At 40.7% G+C, this 17,535-nt stretch carries 13 protein-coding genes; 4 read left to right on the top strand and 9 right to left on the bottom strand.

Annotated elements, in window-relative coordinates; translation table 11 throughout:
• Positions 1-994 precede the first annotated feature (994 nt).
• On the bottom strand, positions 995-3,223 hold the full coding sequence (locus GO621_RS17945) for an alpha-galactosidase (RefSeq protein WP_157569613.1): 2,229 nt from the start codon (positions 3,221-3,223) through the stop codon (positions 995-997).
• Between the two features lie 389 nt (positions 3,224-3,612).
• On the bottom strand, positions 3,613-4,143 hold the full coding sequence (locus GO621_RS17940) for an ester cyclase (protein ID WP_157569611.1): 531 nt from the start codon (positions 4,141-4,143) through the stop codon (positions 3,613-3,615).
• A gap of 269 nt (positions 4,144-4,412) precedes the next feature.
• Between GO621_RS17940 and GO621_RS17935 the strand changes: the two genes are divergently transcribed.
• Positions 4,413-5,090: a hypothetical protein gene (locus GO621_RS17935; RefSeq protein WP_157569609.1), complete on the top strand. Its 678-nt coding sequence runs from the start codon at positions 4,413-4,415 to the stop codon at positions 5,088-5,090.
• Between the two features lie 115 nt (positions 5,091-5,205).
• Here GO621_RS17935 and GO621_RS17930 read toward each other — a convergent pair whose 3' ends face one another.
• Complete coding sequence (locus GO621_RS17930) at positions 5,206-6,726, bottom strand: GH3 family domain-containing protein (RefSeq protein WP_157569607.1); 1,521 nt, start codon at positions 6,724-6,726, stop codon at positions 5,206-5,208.
• A 226-nt stretch (positions 6,727-6,952) separates the two neighbouring features.
• On the opposite strand from GO621_RS17930, the gene GO621_RS17925 reads away from it, so the two are divergent.
• On the top strand, positions 6,953-8,131 hold the full coding sequence (locus tag GO621_RS17925) for a putative sensor domain DACNV-containing protein (protein WP_157569605.1): 1,179 nt from the start codon (positions 6,953-6,955) through the stop codon (positions 8,129-8,131).
• Between the two features lie 89 nt (positions 8,132-8,220).
• Here GO621_RS17925 and GO621_RS17920 read toward each other — a convergent pair whose 3' ends face one another.
• Positions 8,221-8,730, bottom strand: a complete 510-nt coding sequence (locus GO621_RS17920; protein ID WP_157569603.1) for a hypothetical protein — start codon at positions 8,728-8,730, stop codon at positions 8,221-8,223.
• An 87-nt stretch (positions 8,731-8,817) separates the two neighbouring features.
• Here GO621_RS17920 and GO621_RS17915 point away from each other — a divergent pair, with 87 nt between their 5' ends.
• A complete protein-coding gene (locus GO621_RS17915) occupies positions 8,818-9,045 on the top strand; it encodes a VF530 family protein (protein WP_157569601.1) in 228 nt (75 codons plus the stop codon).
• A gap of 107 nt (positions 9,046-9,152) precedes the next feature.
• Here the strand turns inward: GO621_RS17915 and GO621_RS17910 are convergent, their stop codons facing one another.
• The 4 genes from GO621_RS17910 to GO621_RS17895 all read right to left on the bottom strand — a co-directional run bounded on the left by GO621_RS17910 (position 9,153) and on the right by GO621_RS17895 (position 15,871).
• Entirely contained in the window at positions 9,153-10,454 is a 1,302-nt protein-coding gene (locus tag GO621_RS17910) for a DEAD/DEAH box helicase (RefSeq protein ID WP_157569599.1), read from the bottom strand.
• Between the two features lie 205 nt (positions 10,455-10,659).
• A complete protein-coding gene (bioB, locus tag GO621_RS17905) occupies positions 10,660-11,670 on the bottom strand; it encodes a biotin synthase BioB (protein WP_157569596.1) in 1,011 nt (336 codons plus the stop codon).
• A 126-nt stretch (positions 11,671-11,796) separates the two neighbouring features.
• Positions 11,797-13,143, bottom strand: coding sequence for a magnesium transporter (mgtE, locus tag GO621_RS17900; protein ID WP_157569594.1), 1,347 nt, complete (start codon positions 13,141-13,143; stop codon positions 11,797-11,799).
• Positions 13,144-13,294: 151 nt separating this feature from the next.
• Positions 13,295-15,871: a zinc-dependent metalloprotease gene (locus GO621_RS17895; protein WP_157569592.1), complete on the bottom strand. Its 2,577-nt coding sequence runs from the start codon at positions 15,869-15,871 to the stop codon at positions 13,295-13,297.
• 342 nt (positions 15,872-16,213) lie between these two features.
• Here GO621_RS17895 and GO621_RS17890 point away from each other — a divergent pair, with 342 nt between their 5' ends.
• Positions 16,214-17,191 carry a DUF6515 family protein gene (locus GO621_RS17890; protein ID WP_317163474.1) on the top strand — a complete coding sequence of 326 codons (978 nt, stop codon included), beginning with the start codon at positions 16,214-16,216 and terminating at the stop codon, positions 17,189-17,191.
• 122 nt (positions 17,192-17,313) lie between these two features.
• On the opposite strand, the gene GO621_RS17885 is transcribed toward GO621_RS17890, so the two are convergent.
• A complete protein-coding gene (locus GO621_RS17885; RefSeq protein ID WP_157569591.1) occupies positions 17,314-17,529 on the bottom strand; it encodes a hypervirulence associated TUDOR domain-containing protein in 216 nt (71 codons plus the stop codon).
• Positions 17,530-17,535: the final 6 nt, after the last annotated feature.

The raw sequence follows: 17,535 nt of genomic DNA, 5'->3' as shown, positions 1-17,535 counted from the left end.
AACGGAAAAGGCTTGGCGAAGAACTGGTATTTGGAATTCGTCGGCCGGAACCAAAGCTAAATTTATAACAAAAAGTTTAATACTGTTTTTACAAGCTGAAAAATGTTCCTTCCGCCGAAACAAAAGCAAAATGGCGAAACAAAAGTTTGATAACTTCCGTCCGCCAGTTTTTTGCCAAACCAATGTTGTACGACGTTTTTGTTTAAAAGCGAAGTTTCAAAGTCGGCAAATAAAAAGTACAACGTTTATTTTGTCTGTGAACTTTTGCCTTATAAAAATAGTATTTTAAAATTTAGCAAATCAAAAAGTGCGGCAAATATTTTGTCTGCGGAAAAAGTCAAAAAGTTTAATTTGTCGTTTTAGAAAATACAAACCATTTTCCAAAGCTGAAAAAGTCTGCCAGAAATGCTGTTTTTACCAGCAAAAAATTCGTCCGTCTATTTTATATTGATAAAAACAGCATTGGAAAAAGTCAGCGAAAATGGTCAGCAATTGTTAAAAGTCGGCGATTGTGTCGGCAAATGGCGTGCAACTCATAAATATACGCACCTTTCGGCACCTCAGTTACAAATCTAAAATATTTATTTTCATAGAAAAATTGTATTTTATATATAAAAGCAATTGCTTTAATATCAGCTTTTTATAATTTAAAAAATGGCTTAGGCCATATTAGTTTTGCCGCCAAACAATACAAAATGCGTACTTCGTTTTTTTGTATTGTCGAAAGTTGAACAATACAAAATGCGTACTTCGCTTTTTTGTATTGCCGAAAGTTGAACAATACAGAATGCGCACCTTTTATTTGAGGTAGATATGGTTTATCCAACGGGCTTTTGTCAGGTCCATAATTCTTATCGCCAACTCCCTTTTCTATAAAAGTTGTAATTGTTAGTTATTACGAACATGCCAAAAAAACACCAGTAAAAGAAGCATTGCATTAAAATCAAAATGTTTCTTTTACAACACTTTTTATAAAAGGTAAAATTCAAAGTGTTTATTGTACTTCATCTATTTCCAAAATAACACTTGCACGTCCTGCATTTACCATCGGGTTAACGCCAATCTTCATCAAATAATCACCGGTAAAAACAGCATCTTCTTTAAAGGCGGACCTGGTTCCCGGATACAGGTTTACTTCTTTTACCGCATATTTTTTATTCGCATCCAATCCTTTTAACGGAATTGGCAAATGGCTGCCTGCACCATAACGGTTGCTGGTAAGGTAGTTAAATACAACGGCTTTGCTCCTGCTTTCATTTGCATATTGGATCGAGGCCAGGTCATTTTCCCATGGACTTAACAGCCGGTATTGGTCGCCGTGCCAAACCACATCGCTAAAACCTTTATACGTTTGGATGGCCTGCTGGCAAAACTGCAGGTCTTTCTCGTTCAGTTTGCCCACCATAATATCAAAACCTAATTTGCCCATCATGGCAACATCAGTCCTAAATTTGATCGGCTGTTTTCCCCAGTCCGTAACATGGTTATCGGAAGTGATGGCCGGATAAAAAAAGGAGTATTCGTACTGGATGAAAACCCTTTCCAGCGGATCGGTATTGTCGCTTGGCCAAAATTCGGTGAAGTATTTTAAAGCGCCATAATCAACACGGCCGCCGCCGCCGGAACAAAGCATCATCGGTACTTTTGGATATTTGGCACGCACACGTGCAAGAACGCTGTACAATCCGCGCACGTAATCGATGTATAAATGCGACTGCTTTTTCTCATAAGCAGAATAAGCATTGTAAATCACCGCGTTGCAATCCCATTTAATAAAACCAAGCTGTGGGTTTTTGGTGAAGAGGTTATCTAAAACACCAAAAACATGGTCCTGCACTTTTGGGTTGCTCAGGTCGAGCACATTTTGGTTCCGGTAGAGGTAATCCTCGCGGTTTGGTTGTTTAATCACCCAATCCGGATGTTTCTCAAACAGTTCACTTTTTGGGTTCACCATTTCCGGCTCCACCCAAATACCAAACTTTACCTCGTTGTTTTGTGCTTCTTTAACCAGATAACCAATTCCACTTGGTAATTTGGCTTTGTTTTCCTGCCAGTCGCCTAAACCTGCGTGGTCGTTATTTCTTGGATATTTGTTGCCGAACCAGCCATCATCTAATAAAAACACATCTGTTCCCAGCTTTTTGGTATCCTTTAATAAAGCTGCCAGTTTGGTTTCATCAAAATCAAAAAAAGTAGATTCCCAATTGTTTAAAATGGTTAACCTTGCCCCTTTTCCATCCACAATCTGATAATCCCTTGCCCAGCGTTGCAGGTTACGGCTGGCATTTCCTTTTCCGGAATCGGAATAAGTATAGAGAAAAGCTGGCGTTTTAAATTCTTCGCCTGGTTTTAACGAATATTCGGAAGCAAAAGGATTAATTCCGGCAATTAATCTTAAGTTTTTAAGCGGATCAACCTCCAGGTCTATTTTAAAATTGCCCGACCATTCCAATGAGCCTAACAAAACTTTACCTTCTTCTTCTGTTGCAGGTTTGCCAAAAGAAACCATAAAAGATGGCGGCTGAAACAAATCTGCACGTGTGCCTAATTTAGAATCGAGCACTTTTATACCGGCGGTCAGTTCTGATTCCTGCGGCTGCATTTCCCTTGCCCAATCGCCATGATACTGTTTTAGCCAATACGAATTGGCCGTTAAATACAAATTGGCCGAGGCAAACTTTTGCAGCATTACGTTTCCTTTTTCTGTTTGTTTAATGACCGACCATTGCTCTACCACATCATTTTTTGCATAAACTTTATAGTAAAGGGTAACCATAAAAGCATAAACCGGGTCTTTTAAAACAATGCTGGTCAGCGTTACATCAGGTCCAACCTGTTTGGTTTGGTCGCTTACATATTGCAGGTCAAGCGAAGTATTTCCATCAGCATGGGTAACTTCAATAGCCGGTTCAATCAAATTCCTGGAACCAGCCGGTGTATAAGCCGAATTGAACATGCCGGAAGGGTCTGTTCCCTCTCTGTTCATAGACGGAATATGTTGATACTCATTTGCGTTTGCCAGTTTCTCGCCCAAGTAAATCATCCCCACGCGTTTATCTGTACCAACCTGAAAAGCCATAGCATTATGCTGGGTTTCTATCGTGATTACTTTGCTTTGTTGTGCCGAAACCTGTATGGCCGAAGCTAACAGGAAGGATAAAAACAACAACTTTGTGTATTGGATTAAACAGCTTTTGCAGATAAAATGATTGTTCAGGTTCATTAAACGGTTTTTGGTTAAGCCTTAGAATTACAGGTAAAACTACATTAATTTTAGATTGCCGGAGGACTTTTTGTTTAGAAGTTGTTTCAACTTTTAACAATTAGAAATAGTATCATTTGCCCACAACAATAATTATGAAGTAAACAAAGCATTAAACCAAAAACCCAATTTGCATTGGTTCTGATTTTGATGGGTTTACAAAAGATGCAGAAGTAAAATTGCCACCAGAATTTGATGTAAAGATATTTTCCAATAAACTATTTTTTGAAAACGGAAGGGTTTTTGTCTGGTGCAGATTATATATTCTCAATTTCCAATTTTACATTGCAATTGATGCTAAAATTCCGAAAGGTATTTTACAACCTTTCGGAATACATTTTTATCACCGTTTACTTTTTCTTCGCCGGCATTGAGATCCCTAACTGATAAAAAAATGTTCCTTCTGATTGTACCCCTTTGTGGGAAGTAATTTTTCCGGCATCGTTAAAAGTAAAAATATCAGCATCAGGCGCTTTGAAAGATTTGCCCGTTGGCTTTATGTTCATAAACGCATTTTTAAAAGTACCGCTCCAGTTTGCCGTTACAATTACGGTGTCGCCTTCTGCAACAGCTTTAAAATTTTCACCTTTATAATCCGGAAAAGCAGCAAAAAAACTTTTCATCATTGTTCTAATTGAATCCTGGTTCTTCATTGGTTTACCTTCTCCAGTACCATAATCTACAAAATCAGACGAACAATCCTTCAATATGCCAGCAATATCCTTTTTAGAATAAGCTTCTACAGAGTTTAAAGCTGTCTGCTTGTTTTTTTCCAGGGAAGCCGTGCTGCTGTCTTTTCCTTTTAATGTAGTATTTGAATTGGTGTTGCAAGCCGAAAGAAAGCAGGTAGCCAAAGCTGTGCCGATAATAATTTTTTTCATGACTTTTAGGTTTGATTTATGAATAAAAATAATAAACAAAAATCTCTAAATCAAGAATTTATAGACAGATTATTTATTTTGGATTTATTTTACTGCATCTATTGTTGGAATTGTTTTGATAGTTATAGGAACTATTTTGATTGTTTTAACTTAGGATATAGTTCTTGATTTTGAAATTTTTACGATAGATTTCTTATGCAAATTATTGAAGTAGGTGCAACCTCAAAGTTTAGATCAGAACTATTTTTCTATTGCAATGTTGAACAAGCATGAATAAAAAGTCTATATTCTTTACAACGCTGATACTTCTTTTAGCCGCTATTTTTATTTATGCAATTGTTTATTTTTCTTCCAAGCCTGCTAAACTTGCTGGCGCTACGCCGCTAAACATTTTTTATCAGCATAAAACCATTCCGGCTGTGGTGGAAAAGGAAGTGATAGCTGCCCTCGCCTATTACCCGGAACTGAAAGAAACGCCGATTGATTTTGTGTTCGACCCCAATACCAGTAAATCGATCATGCTTTCGCAACCGGTAATTGCTTCCTTTTTTCGCGGACAAAAACACCGCACTTATGTAGTTAAAATTAACCCTCGCTTTGTAATGACACATAGTTCTATGCCGATACAAAACGCACCAACAGGTGTTTTAATAGGTTGGTTCGGGCATGAACTTGGTCATATTATGGATTATACGCAACGCAGTAACTGGAACATGCTGGTTTTTGGAATTAACTACATCTGTTCGGAAAAATATTTAATGCAGGCCGAAAGAAACGCCGATACTTATGCCGTGCAGCATGGTTTAGGCGATTACATCATCAAAACCAAAAACTTCATTTTAAATAATGCTGATTTGCCGCCCGAATATAAAGCGCGGATCAAGAGGCTTTACCTTTCGCCGCAGCAAATTGTGGACCTGATTAAGAAAATTAAAAAGCCGATTTAAGATTTAATTTTAACATGCAGGGTTTATTTTGGCATCTCTCTCATCATTGATTTTATGCCGATAAAAGAAGCACCAATCCTGCGGGATGCTGAAATAAACTCTGCATGACAAAAAATCAGAGATGTTTCTTTACAAAATCTTCAAACTCTAAAAACTGTTCTTCTTTCATTACGCGCGGTATTTTCACCTGTCCACCGCGCTTTTTATTTTCCTCGCTCCATTTGTAAAAAGTTTCCGCAGGGATCAATTCTGCTTCTACATCTTTTAAAGCACGTGTTCTGGCAACATTGTAGTTCTTGTTGTTATCGCGTAAAGTTTTATCCAATGCTTTTGCTACCTGGGTTTTATCAAGTTCTTTATCAGCGCTTAAATACCATTTCTGTATAAATTCTTCGCCGCGGTGAACAGTAGCGGCAATAAACTCCTGGATACAAACATTAAACTGCTTTTCCATTTCCTGTATGGCAGCGTTCATTTGTATTACCGAGAGCTGCTCGCCAACAACATTGGAGTAATGTTTTGTCCGTCCGCTGATCCTGATCTCGTGCCTGCTTTTATCCGTAAACATCACCGTATCGCCGATCATATAGCGCCAGGCACCAGAAACGGTGGAGATCAGCAGCACATAATCTTTATTTTCTTCTACATCGGCAAGCTTGATCACTTCTGCGTCTTCGGCAACGGTCCCTTCTTCTGTCATGTTCTTTTCTTCAAAAGGAACAAACTCAAAATAAATCCCGTTATCGACCACCAGAGCCATAGATGAAGTTTCCGGGCGCTTTTGCATCGCCAGAAAACCTTCGGAAGCGAGGTAAGTATCAATATAAATTAAAGGATGTGCCAGCAGTTTTTCAAAGCTTTTTTTGTAAGGATCGAAGGCAACGCCGCCGGAAGTATAAACGCCCAGGTTTGGCCAGATGTCGTGAATGTTGTTGAGTTTGTTATGGCTGATCACTTCTTTCAGCATCAGTTCCATCCATGCCGGAATGCCGGATAAACTGCCGATATCCCAATTTGGAGCTTGTATGGCTATTTCTTTGATCCGTGCATCAAAATCAGTCAGGTTGGCAATATCTTTTCCTGGTTTGTAATAACCACGGAACCAGAACGGGATCCTGCTGGCACTGATCCCGCTGATCTCTCCTGCCAAATGTCCGTTAATTTCTTTCAAATCCGTACTGCTGCCCAGCATCAGGATTTGTTTTTCAAAGAAAGATGGCGGCAGATCGAAATTAGCCAGTGCGGCAACTTGTTGCATCCCTGCTTTTTGGATAGCCGAAAGCATATCGTCCGTTACCGGGATTTGTTTGCTGTGGCTGGTGGTGCCGCTGCTTAAAGCCAGATAATCCGTATTTCCGGGCCAGGTAATATCTTCCTTTCCTTCTACCACCAAATGCCACCACTCTTTGTTCAAACGGTCGTAATCAAACACCGGGACTGTTTCTGCAAAAGCTTTGGCTATATCCGGGCTGTTTAAAATGCTTTCGAAATCGTAATGCTTGCCAAATTCTGTGTTTCTGGCTGTAGTCAGCAGGTTTTCGAGTACCTTGTGTTGTGCCTCTACCGCGTCCGGCTCTTTTACTAATTTATCGGTTAATTCTATTGCTGATTTGATCAGTTCACCTATTATAGCCATGCTTCTTTTATCTGTCTAAAATATATAAAGGAACAACAGCCGAAAGCCCTAAAAGGTTAGGAAATTAAGTAAATAGTTGGTTTTTCAGGTTTAACAGGCACCAATTTTAGGGGGTAAAAACAGTATGGCATTTTAAATAAACAACATTAAACTGACAGAATGTATTTGCGCACCCAGCCAATTTAGATTAGTTTTGATACTTAACCTGTTGCAGCTATTGCGCTTAATGAATTACGAACCAACGAACAGCACTTACCAGACCCATATTCCTGAACCCACTTATCAGGCTGCACGCAAAGTTGCTGCTGTGGTAGAGTATCATTTTAAACAGCATTTTGCTGCTGCCCGTTTAAAGGGCGTTCAGGAGCTTGCGCCCGAACCTGTGGCTGCTGTAATTGAAGGCATAATCGATGTGGCCTTTTGGTCGAGTTTAGGCCGCGAGGAAGGCCGCTCGCCTAAAATATCCTTAGCATTTTTACCTCCGGAGATGGCAGGTTTACCAATGGTTTTTAAATATCCATTAGCCCTGCAAACAGCAGTATTAACCAAACTTGCACCTGCGGTAGAACGGCCGGGTATCCATTTAGGTGTTTGGATGGAAGAAGGCGAATTGTACATCTGGGGGACTACCCGTGATATTCCGGGTTTGTGTTTTGTACTGGAAGTGGTAGAACCGGGCCTGCTGGTTGTTAAACACCGGCGTATTGACGGCATTGGCAAATTTGTGAACGTTGCTACCCTTAAAGGCGACCAGATAAAAGTTGTGGACGAAAAAAACCATAATGCGCCCGACCGGCCGCCCATTATCAGTTCTTTATTAGGTTTTACATCCCCATACAATGGAAACGACTCGGCCAATATTCTGGTACAGCTTGCTGCTTCTATGCGCGCACATGGACGCGGCGGTGCTTTATTGGTGGTCCCTGCTGATACGCAGGATTGGCGAGACTCTATCATTCATCCCATCACCTACCCTGTTTTGTCGGCATTTACGGGTTTGGCAGATATTACCCAGATCAGCGATCAGGAAACAAACAAAGTGCTGTGGCAAAGCCTGCTCCGCCAGGCTGTAGATAGTGTTGGCGGATTAACTGCCGTGGATGGTGCAACCATTATTAACGACCGGCACGAACTGCTCGCTTTTGGTGCCAAAATTGGCCGATCCTGGAAAAGCAAGCGGGTAGATCAGATCGTGATTACAGAACCCATTATTGGCAGCACCGCAAGTGTAACGCACCCGGCAAAGTTAGGCGGAACAAGGCATCTTTCGGCAGCGCAATTTGTATTCGACCAGCGCGATGCTGTTGCTTTGGTTGCTTCGCAGGATGGCCGGTTTACTATTTTTGCCTGGTCTCCGCAGGAAGAAATGGTACATGCCCACCAAATCGATATTTTGCTGCTGTAACGTTATTTTTATATGCTCTTTGTAATTTAATTACAAGATCAATTTAGGTCTATTATAACTATCCTAATTTTTGTTTGATAAAAGAAGTATTACAATTGGGCCGTATGCTTATACAAATCCGGCTTGGCGTGAAAAACACTTTTTATAGCATAACTTTTTTTCTTCCTCAAAACCTTAATAACACTGGCGGCAGCCAATCCACCTAAAGTGTACCACAATACGGTTAACAATTTTGTTTCTGTGGTACGCGCGCTGGGTGCATCAGCTAAACTCATTTTTGATGGCATAAAAACAGCACCAAGCCCGGCAGCTAAACCAAAAGCCAAACCGCGCTTTAATAAATTTTTTCTTTTTCCTGCGCCAATTAAACTATAGTACAAGGCATTGCTGATCACATCGCCGGTAAGCGTCCACAAATACAGTTGCTTTTGGGTATGAGGTTTGGGCAGTTTGGCTTCTTTTAGCACTTTTACTAAAGCTTCTTCCCCGATTATATGGATATGCGGTGCGTCTTTATCTATCTGCCGGTAAGCTTCGTGAATAAGGTTGAGTGTTACTGCACCTGCCAGTCCTCCAATTAATGCTGTTCCTGTTTTCATAACCGATAAAGTTATTTTGGCTTAAAATTGTTTTATCCCCGGCAGGGCCAAAAATGCCTTTTAAACTAAATTTCTACATTTGTTTGTATGACACATCCACAAGCTAACAATCCACTTCATGGTAAAACTTTAGAAACTATTGTGAAAGAACTGGTTGATTATTTTGGTTGGGAAGAACTTGGACAGCGCATCCGCATCAATTGTTTTACAGATAACCCAAGCATTAAATCAAGCCTTACCTTTTTGCGGAAAACGCCCTGGGCCAGAAAAAAAGTGGAAGATTTATATGTGCAATACTTTGCAGAAAAAAGTTAAGAATTAATTCAATGCTTCTTTTATGCCGATAAAAGAAGCATTGGTTTTTACAAAATTATTCCTGGATTTTTCTCCGGATGTTCAGGATCAATAAATTAATTTTAAACTTAATGTTTCCGTTTATTGTTCATTTTAGCCTTTTCGCCCGAACTGAAATTGTAAGTTTTAGCGTTGCTTGCTTTCTTTTCGTGAAAAGCAGTACCAGGCTCCGGATCTGGATTTTTAACTTTAACCGCTTTTTTCTCTTCCGTTTCCGGTTTTTGTTCTTTCTCGATGTGTAAATCGTCCGGCAAAGCAGCTACCGGAATTTTTTGTCCGATGGCTTGTTCAATTTTTTTAACAGCATTCAGTTCCAAATCCGTTGCAAAAGTAATGGCTAAGGTTTCGTTTTTTTCCTGCGGAGAAGGATTGGTAACGCGTTTAATAAATATTTCCTGCTCTAAAGGAAGCTCGAAATGCAGGATGAACGGAATGTCCAGCACATCTGTGAGCCCGCTGTTTTCATTTGCCACAATCAGTATCCTTGCAGAAGTTGACGCTTTAAACTCAAATAAATCCTTAAAACCCGTTACATCAAAAAATTCAGGGTTAAACAAAGCAACTTCGTGCTTTAACCTTTGCTGTAAACTTTTATACAATTTTTCTGCCGTAAAAACAGTATTGGCAAATACGATGGCTTTGGTAAACAATTCTGCATCTGCCAAAAACAAATACAGTAAATTGAGTTTGGTACGAAAGTTTGGAACCTGGTAGAGCAATTGCTCATACGTAACTAAATCTGTTTCACTTAACTCCTCCACTTCTACTGTAGCAGGCAGTTTCATAAACGGGTCGATCATTTTCCACAATTTATCATGGACCACTTCCGTAAAAACCAGGTGCTGCGCTTTAGCTATACTGTTTGCCAGTTCGGCTACGGGCAGTTGCATGCCTTGTTTAATAATCAGGTCGGCATCATCTACAATCAGTAATTCAACTTTATTCAGGTTTAAACCTAATTTTAAGTAGATGGCGCGTGCACGGTCTGGCGTGGCTACAACAACATCAGATCCATCTGCCAAAGCATCCATTTGCGCTTCTATTCCAGGAGCGGGATATAAACCAACAATTTGTAACGATTTATTTTTATTAAACAGCTTGAACTGCCCTGATACAGCTTCTACTTTTTCTTTGTTCTCTACCAGAATCAAAACGCGCGGCGCATCGCCAAAACCTTGTTTAATGCGGTTTAGAACTGCCAGTACATAAGTTGTGGTTTTGCCGCAACCTTCCGGGCCCGCAACAAGCAGGTCTTGTCCGCCTGCAATTCTCGCTAATGTTTTAAGCTGAACTTCTTTGGGATTGTTGAAACCTGCTTCGGTTACCGTTCGGACCAGTTGTTTACTGAGCTTTAATTTATCTGCCCACATGAATAATTTGGAATTAGAATAATAATTGCGAAGATACGGTTTAAGGTTGAGGAAGATAGAATAGGCATTTTGCCATCACGACTGTAAGGAGAGATCTTCATCGAAGAAGTAAGATGATTGCGTTGAAGAAGATTTCTCCTTACAGTCGAAATGATAGCAAAACGCCATAAAAGCAAAAAAGGACTACCGAAGCAGTCCTTTTATTTTATAATGAAGTTTCTGTTTCCAAAATTTCCGTTTGTTGCTGCGGCCTGCCGTTTTTAAAGGCTTTTCTTGGCGTTAAACCAAGCAATTCAAACATAGCCATATCGGTATCAAAAGACGGGTTTGGCGTAGTCAGCAGTTTTTCTCCTGCAAACAAAGAATTGGCGCCAGCCATAAAACACAAAGCTTGTTCTACAGTGCTCATTTCAGTTCTTCCGGCAGAAAGTCGGACTACTGTTTTTGGCATAATAATCCTGGTAGTGGCAATCATCCGCACCATATCCCAAACCGAAACCCTAGGCTGATCTGCCAACGGCGTTCCTTTTACCGGCACCAAGGCATTGATCGGAACAGATTCCGGATGTTGAGGCATATTGGATAAAGTTTTAAGCATCGAAATCCGGTCTTCAACCGTTTCACCTAAACCAATTATCCCGCCGCTGCAAACCGAAATTTTAGCTTTGCGAACATTTGATAACGTTTGTAAACGGTCATCATAAGTACGTGTAGTAATGATACGCTTGTAATCATCTTCCGAAGTATCTAAATTATGATTGTAAGCATACAAACCGGCATCTGCCAAACGTTGTGCCTGTGCTTCGTTTAGCATACCTAATGTGCAGCAAACTTCCATATCTAAGGCGTTTACTGCTTTTACCATATCAATTACCTTTTCAAAGTCGCGGTTATCGCGCACTTCGCGCCATGCTGCACCCATACACAAACGGGAAGCACCGCCAGCTTTTGCCTTTTCGGCAGCGGCAATTACTTCTTCTTTTGGCATGATGGCATGAACATCGACGCCAGTATTATAACGGGCAGCTTGCGGACAATAAGCACAATCTTCCGGGCATCCACCAGTTTTAATGGAGATCAGCGAACTGATCTGGACTTCAGCATAATCCTTATTTTCGCGGTGTATGGTTGCTGCGCGATAAATTAAATCGAGCAGCGGCGTATGGTATATTTCTGCAATTTCTTCTTTCGTCCAGTTATTTCTGATCTCAGTCATGTAATCTAATTTTTAGGTGATAAAAACAGTATGTGGCAAATTTAGATAAATGCTTGCTGTAATTTATAGATTTTTTTTTAGACAGATGCTTCTTTTATCGGCTAAAAATATGTTTTTGCCTGATAATTAAAGCAATAATTTTGAAGCCAGCCCTAGGATCAGCAAAAAGCCAAAACAATCTGTAAAAGTGGTGATGATGATGGAGGAAGCCACCGCCGGATCAATCCCAACCCTTTTTAAAATCAAAGGAATAGAAGAACCAGCCAGTCCGGCAATCAGCAAATTACCAGTCATCGATAAAAACAAAACTAAGCCTAATTTGGGATTATGATCATAAAAAACAGCAATTGCCAAAACAATCAAACCGTTAGCTGCGCCATTGACAAATCCTACCAAAAACTCTTTAAAAACAGTAACATAAGCCTGACGGTCGCTTAAATTTATCAACGAAATCCGCCTCACGGTTACCGCAAGTGCTTGTGTAGCAGCATTTCCGCCCATTCCGGCAATAATCGTCATGTAAGAAGAAAGGATAACGAGCTTGGAAACCGTAGCATCAAAACTGCGGATTACGGCAGCAGCCAGAAAAGCGGTTCCCAGATTAATAATTAGCCAGGGCAAACGGCTTTTAATCGCGTCCTGCCAGGTTCCGCCAAGTTCTTCATCCTGCGAAACACCGGCAATTTTTAAAATATCTTCGGTACTTTCTTCCTGCAATACATCGATGATATCATCTACCGTAATCCTTCCCAATAATTTCATTTCATCATCCACAACAGGAATGCTGGTGAGGTTATATTGCGAGAAAACACGTGCCACTTCTTCCTGGTCCATTTCGGCTTTTACATATACAAAATCCCGGCTTACCATATCCACCACATGCACATCCATTCGCGATTTCAATACTTCTTTTACCGATAAAAAACCTTGCAATATATCTGCATCATCAACCACGTAAATGTAAAAATCCTCCATTTCTTCGGACTGGCGGATAATCTCGTCTAAAGCTTCTTTCTTGGTCAGGTTGATGTTCACCTTAATAATTTCGGTATTCATCAAACCACCGGCCGTATCTTCCTCGTAACTCAGCAGGTTCCGGATATTAGAAGCATCTTCTTCATCCAGGTGCTCCAGTATTTCCTGCTGGTCTTCCTCGTCCATTTGCGAGATCAGGTCGGTTGCATCATCGTAATCCAGCTCTTCCACAATTTCCGAACGTTTTTCGGGATGAAGATTGAAAAGGATTTCTTCGGGGTGGTGCTCCTCGTCCATTTCGGCCAGCACTTCCGAAGCCACATCGCTTGGCAATACGTTTACAATCCGTTCGCGGGCTTCGGGAGAAACTTTTCCGCAAAGATCGGCAATTTCAGAAGCATGATAATCTTTTAAAGCAGCTACTAAGGCAGCATCATCTTCCTCCAGCGCCTGCCGAATCAGCAGTAAATCGTTTTTATCTATTTCGTAAGATGGCATCGGACTAAGTTACGGATTTGGCGCAAAGGTAGTTCTATGTTCCGGTTTATACGGATAAACTGCTGCCAATGCTGTTTTTATGGCAAAAAAAAGAGCAGGCCGTTGCTGGACTGCTCTTGAAATATTTGTTATATGTTGACTACTGCTACAACTAACTTCTTGGATTGAGGGCAACGGTAATCCGGTCGCTTAAATCCTGTAAATGGTAGTTGCTTAAACTATCCGAAGTACCTGGCAAAGCTGTTTTGATCATGGTATCAATGCTACGTAATTGTGCTTTGGCCACAGACATTACATCGGTATCTTCTTTTTCCGGATCAGGCACATTACCTTCTCTTCTGCCACTGCCCGCCTGTGCAAATGGACTTGCTGTTGGCGCAGGTGTTGGTTTAACCAGTTCAATCAGTTTAGCTACATACATTTTTTGCAGGTTACGACGATAAACATCAATTGGCTGGTTAGCTTTTACTTCTTTAAAAATCATGTTCTGCATATCAGCAAAAAAATCAGTGATTTTGTAAGCACTGTTTCCGTTTGCTGCTTCGCCGGAAATAAGTTTATACAAGTTGTGATTGGTAACAACACGGTCTAAAACAGTGTTCTGTAATTTGTAAACCACCTGTACCGGGCTCTGGCCAATATCGCTCAAAATCTTTTCGCCCAGCATCCACATTGGTGTGGTAAATAATTGCTGGTCTAAAAACAGCATGGCTTCTTTTTGGGTAGCAGCAGGAACATAAGTATAAACAGCACCGGTTTGTTCAACAGTTTTCGGGTCTTCATAAATTCCACCGATGTTTTTGCTTACGTGGCCCATGTAACGCCCAAACTGTGCAGTTAACTGGTTGTACATGTTTTCCAGGTTATCGTAACCTTCGTTTTTCTCGCTGGTCCATTCCGGTAAATTTACAATGATGCGTTGCAGGTTTTTAATTCCGTAAGTGCTTGCTTTCATAGCATTATCGCTTAAATCCTCACTTTGAGAATGCGGATCATCGGAATTTGATTCTGTTCCGAAAAACAACCTTCTATCTTTTAAACGTTCAACAGTTACTTTATTTAGTGCGGAAACCTCTGCTGCCGGGCTTTTAAATTCAGGCCGTAACCTATAACCCCATTCAATTGCCCATTTATCATAATCGCCGATCCTTGGGTAGATGCCGGACGGTTTAATATTATCTTCAGGTTGTGCAACGTAATTAAAACGTGCATAATCCATAATAGAAGGCGTATGTCCGTTTGCCTCCACAAAAGCCTTGTTACGTAACATTTCTGTCGGAACAGTAGAACTTGAACCGAAATTATGGCGCAAACCTAAAGTGTGCCCTACTTCATGCGAAGAAACAAAACGGATCAAATCGCCCATCAGTTCATCACTAAAAACCATTTTACGTGCTCTTGGATCGATTGCTGCCGCCTGGATCATGTACCAGTCGTGCACTAATTTCTGCACGTTATGAAACCAGTTGATATGCGTTTCTAAAATCTCGCCACTTCTTCGATCAGAAATATGCGGGCCGCTTGCATTCTCGGTTTCAGAAGGTTTGTAAACAATTACGGAGTGGTTGGCATCATCCAAACTCCAGGTAGAATCCTGTTTAGAAGTAGGTGCTATTTTAGCAACAATGGCATTTTTAAAACCTGCTTTTTCAAACGCTTTTTGCCAGTCGTTAACACCGGCTATTAAATAAGGCTGCCATTTTTTTGGCGTAGCCGGATCAATATAATAAACAATCTGCTTTTTCGGTTCCACCAGTTCGCCGCGTTTGTACCTGGCCATGTCCTGTGGTTTTGGCTCCAATCTCCAGCGGGCAATCAACTGTATTTCTTTAATTCCCTGAGGATTTATATCAAAATCGGTGTAACCGGTTGTAAAGTAACCTACACGCGGATCGAAATAACGTGCTTGCATTGGCACTTTTGGCAAAACCAGCAAAGAAGTGTTCAATTCAACCGTTTCAGAACCTGAACCAGCATTTGCCGCGCCACCCAAAACTGGTGTAGGCGTAGTAGCCCTCCCAAAAGGAGAAGGTGCTGCCGCTAAACTATAAGTTTTAACGGTGCTAATTTCGATGTTATTTGAAAAACTTCTGATGTTTTCAATATAACTTCTGTCTGCCAGCAGGCCTCCTAAACGGAAACGTTGCTTGGCCATAGGAGAGCTAAAGAAAAAAACATCGTTATCGCTGTTGATGTAATCTGTTACATCAATAACACTTCCTTTAGCATCTGGCGAATAGGCCGCAACGTTAAATGCTGCTGCAATTGCTTGTATGTTAGACCTTTGAACAGCCTGGTACATCGCTTTTGTACTATCCGGACTATATGTTCTGTAAGAAATCTTCCGCATAAAAATACGGTTGCTTGGCCCTTTTTCAAAGCGGATCACACTGCTGCCAATCTGATCGCCGGCATAACCTCCTGCTTCACGAACTTCTGCTCCCGCTCTTGAAATCCGGCTTACTACCAGAATTTCGCGGTTTAATAAACTGTCGCCAATTTCAAAGTAATATTTGTCATCTACTTTGTGTGTTTTAAATAATCCTCTGCGCGTAATTGCTTTATCAGTAATCACCGTTTTGTAAGGTTTAGGCTGGGTACGGGTTACGTTACCGGCAAAGCCTGTAGGAAAGGCTGTCCGCCGGACAGAATCTGCCGGACGGGTTTGTGCAGAGAGCATTGCTGCACATCCTACTACCAATAATGCACTGGTAAATATTTTTTTCATAGATACTGTTTTTATGCTGCTAAAATTATAAAGTTTAGGTTAAAGTATCTTCTTTAAAGGAGTGTTTGACGTATAACTTTATGGTTACAAACATTTCAGCAGAAAAAAGAAGAGATAATGCGCACAAAAACTTACTTTTTTTTCAAAATTCTTTGTGATACTTCTTTTATCGGCATAAAAACTGCATCAAAATTTAAAAACCGTAAATTATAAATTGCTTTAGAAGAAGGCTTAAAACTGCTTGTACCCTCTCAAACAAATAATTAAAACGGAATAAACTTTTACCTTTTGTTATAGTCTGATTACTATAAACAGATTAAAAAAACTCTAATTTTTTATAAAGTGAAAAAGATAAATCCTGCACTTAAATTTGCAAAGCAACTGCTGGTAGCAAGTTTAGTTATTTTAGCTTCCTTTTCTACTGCCGAAGCACAACGAGGTGGCAGAGGTTTTGGTGGTGGTGGCAGAAGTGGCGGTGGCAGGATCAGCGCTGCGCCTCATGGTGGTTTTGGCGGCGGTGCCAGGATTAGTGCTGCGCCTCGTGGTGGTTTTGGCGGAGGCAACCGTGTTGCTGTTGGCCCGCACTTTGCACCCGGAAGAGCTTACGTTGGAATCCATGGTGGTGTAAGTATAAGAGGAAGTTATGGCTACCGTGGCGGATATTATGGCCGCCCGTATTACGGTGTTGGTTACGGCGCTTATTACCGCAGCTATTATCCGCACATTGGTTTCTACTTAAACATTCTGCCGTTCGGTTATTATCCGTTTTATTTTGGTGGTTACCCTTATTATTACAACGAAGGCTTGTTTTATCAACCCTATAATGATGGCTACCAGGTTGTAGCCCCGCCAGTTGGTGCCGAAGTACCGCGTTTACCAAGAGGTGCACAGGAAATTGTGATTGACGGACAGCAATATTTTGAAAAAGACGGTATTTACTATCAGCCTGTTATAAACGAAGACGGCAAAAAAGTATATCGAGTGGCTGGAAAAGATGGTGTTTTAAATACCGATAGTGGCGTACAACAACCTGAAGACCAGCAGCAAGAGCAACAGCATGCTTACAACAACAATAATAATAATAACAACTATAATAACAATACCGATAACAATCAAAATCCGGTTAGTTTGCCGCGGGTTGGCGATGTGGTAAATTCTATCCCGCCAGATAGCCGTGCTGTAAGAATTAATGGCGAAAAGCTTTTTGTTTCTCCTGATGGTGTGTATTACCAGGAAGATAATTCTGGAAACAGCCGGATTTTTAAAGTGGTAGGCGTTCCCCCAACAGAAGATGGATCAGGTGCAGTTTCCAATCCATAATCTACAATTTCAATAAAACAAAACCCGGTTTGCAATTAGCAACCGGGTTTTTTATTTTTAGGTGATAAAAGAAGCATCATAGATAGTTTATTGTTGATAGTTTATTGTTGATAGCTTCCTTTCTAATCCTTCTTCCCTTTTTTTAGTTCACTTTCCGATTTTAGCACCTCGTTGCCGTTTTCCTGTTTGATTAAAACGGCTGGTTCTTCTTTACTGCCCTTGCGCTTAACCGTAGTGCCTTTAATCTTTTTTTCTACAGGTTTGGTGAAAACCTCTTTAACTTTACCTTCGCCTTCTCCCTTGCCATAATTCCAATGTACTGTTTCTCCTTTTTTCATGTTGAT

This window comes from Mucilaginibacter arboris (assembly GCF_009754915.1).
Lineage (GTDB): Bacteria > Bacteroidota > Bacteroidia > Sphingobacteriales > Sphingobacteriaceae > Mucilaginibacter_A > Mucilaginibacter_A arboris.
This window is presented reverse-complemented; position numbering and strand designations above follow the sequence as displayed.

Bases quoted from the DNA above. Each gene is read 5' to 3' on its own strand.
- GO621_RS17945 (WP_157569613.1), bottom strand. From the start codon at position 3,223: ATGAACCTGAACAATCATTTTATCTGCAAAAGCTGTTTAATCCAATAC.
- GO621_RS17940 (WP_157569611.1), bottom strand. From the start codon at position 4,143: ATGAAAAAAATTATTATCGGCACAGCTTTGGCTACCTGCTTTCTTTCG.
- GO621_RS17935 (WP_157569609.1), top strand. From the start codon at position 4,413: ATGAATAAAAAGTCTATATTCTTTACAACGCTGATACTTCTTTTAGCC.
- GO621_RS17930 (WP_157569607.1), bottom strand. From the start codon at position 6,726: ATGGCTATAATAGGTGAACTGATCAAATCAGCAATAGAATTAACCGAT.
- GO621_RS17925 (WP_157569605.1), top strand. From the start codon at position 6,953: ATGAATTACGAACCAACGAACAGCACTTACCAGACCCATATTCCTGAA.
- GO621_RS17920 (WP_157569603.1), bottom strand. From the start codon at position 8,730: ATGAAAACAGGAACAGCATTAATTGGAGGACTGGCAGGTGCAGTAACA.
- GO621_RS17915 (WP_157569601.1), top strand. From the start codon at position 8,818: ATGACACATCCACAAGCTAACAATCCACTTCATGGTAAAACTTTAGAA.
- GO621_RS17910 (WP_157569599.1), bottom strand. From the start codon at position 10,454: ATGTGGGCAGATAAATTAAAGCTCAGTAAACAACTGGTCCGAACGGTA.
- bioB (WP_157569596.1), bottom strand. From the start codon at position 11,670: ATGACTGAGATCAGAAATAACTGGACGAAAGAAGAAATTGCAGAAATA.
- mgtE (WP_157569594.1), bottom strand. From the start codon at position 13,143: ATGCCATCTTACGAAATAGATAAAAACGATTTACTGCTGATTCGGCAG.
- GO621_RS17895 (WP_157569592.1), bottom strand. From the start codon at position 15,871: ATGAAAAAAATATTTACCAGTGCATTATTGGTAGTAGGATGTGCAGCA.
- GO621_RS17885 (WP_157569591.1), bottom strand. From the start codon at position 17,529: ATGAAAAAAGGAGAAACAGTACATTGGAATTATGGCAAGGGAGAAGGC.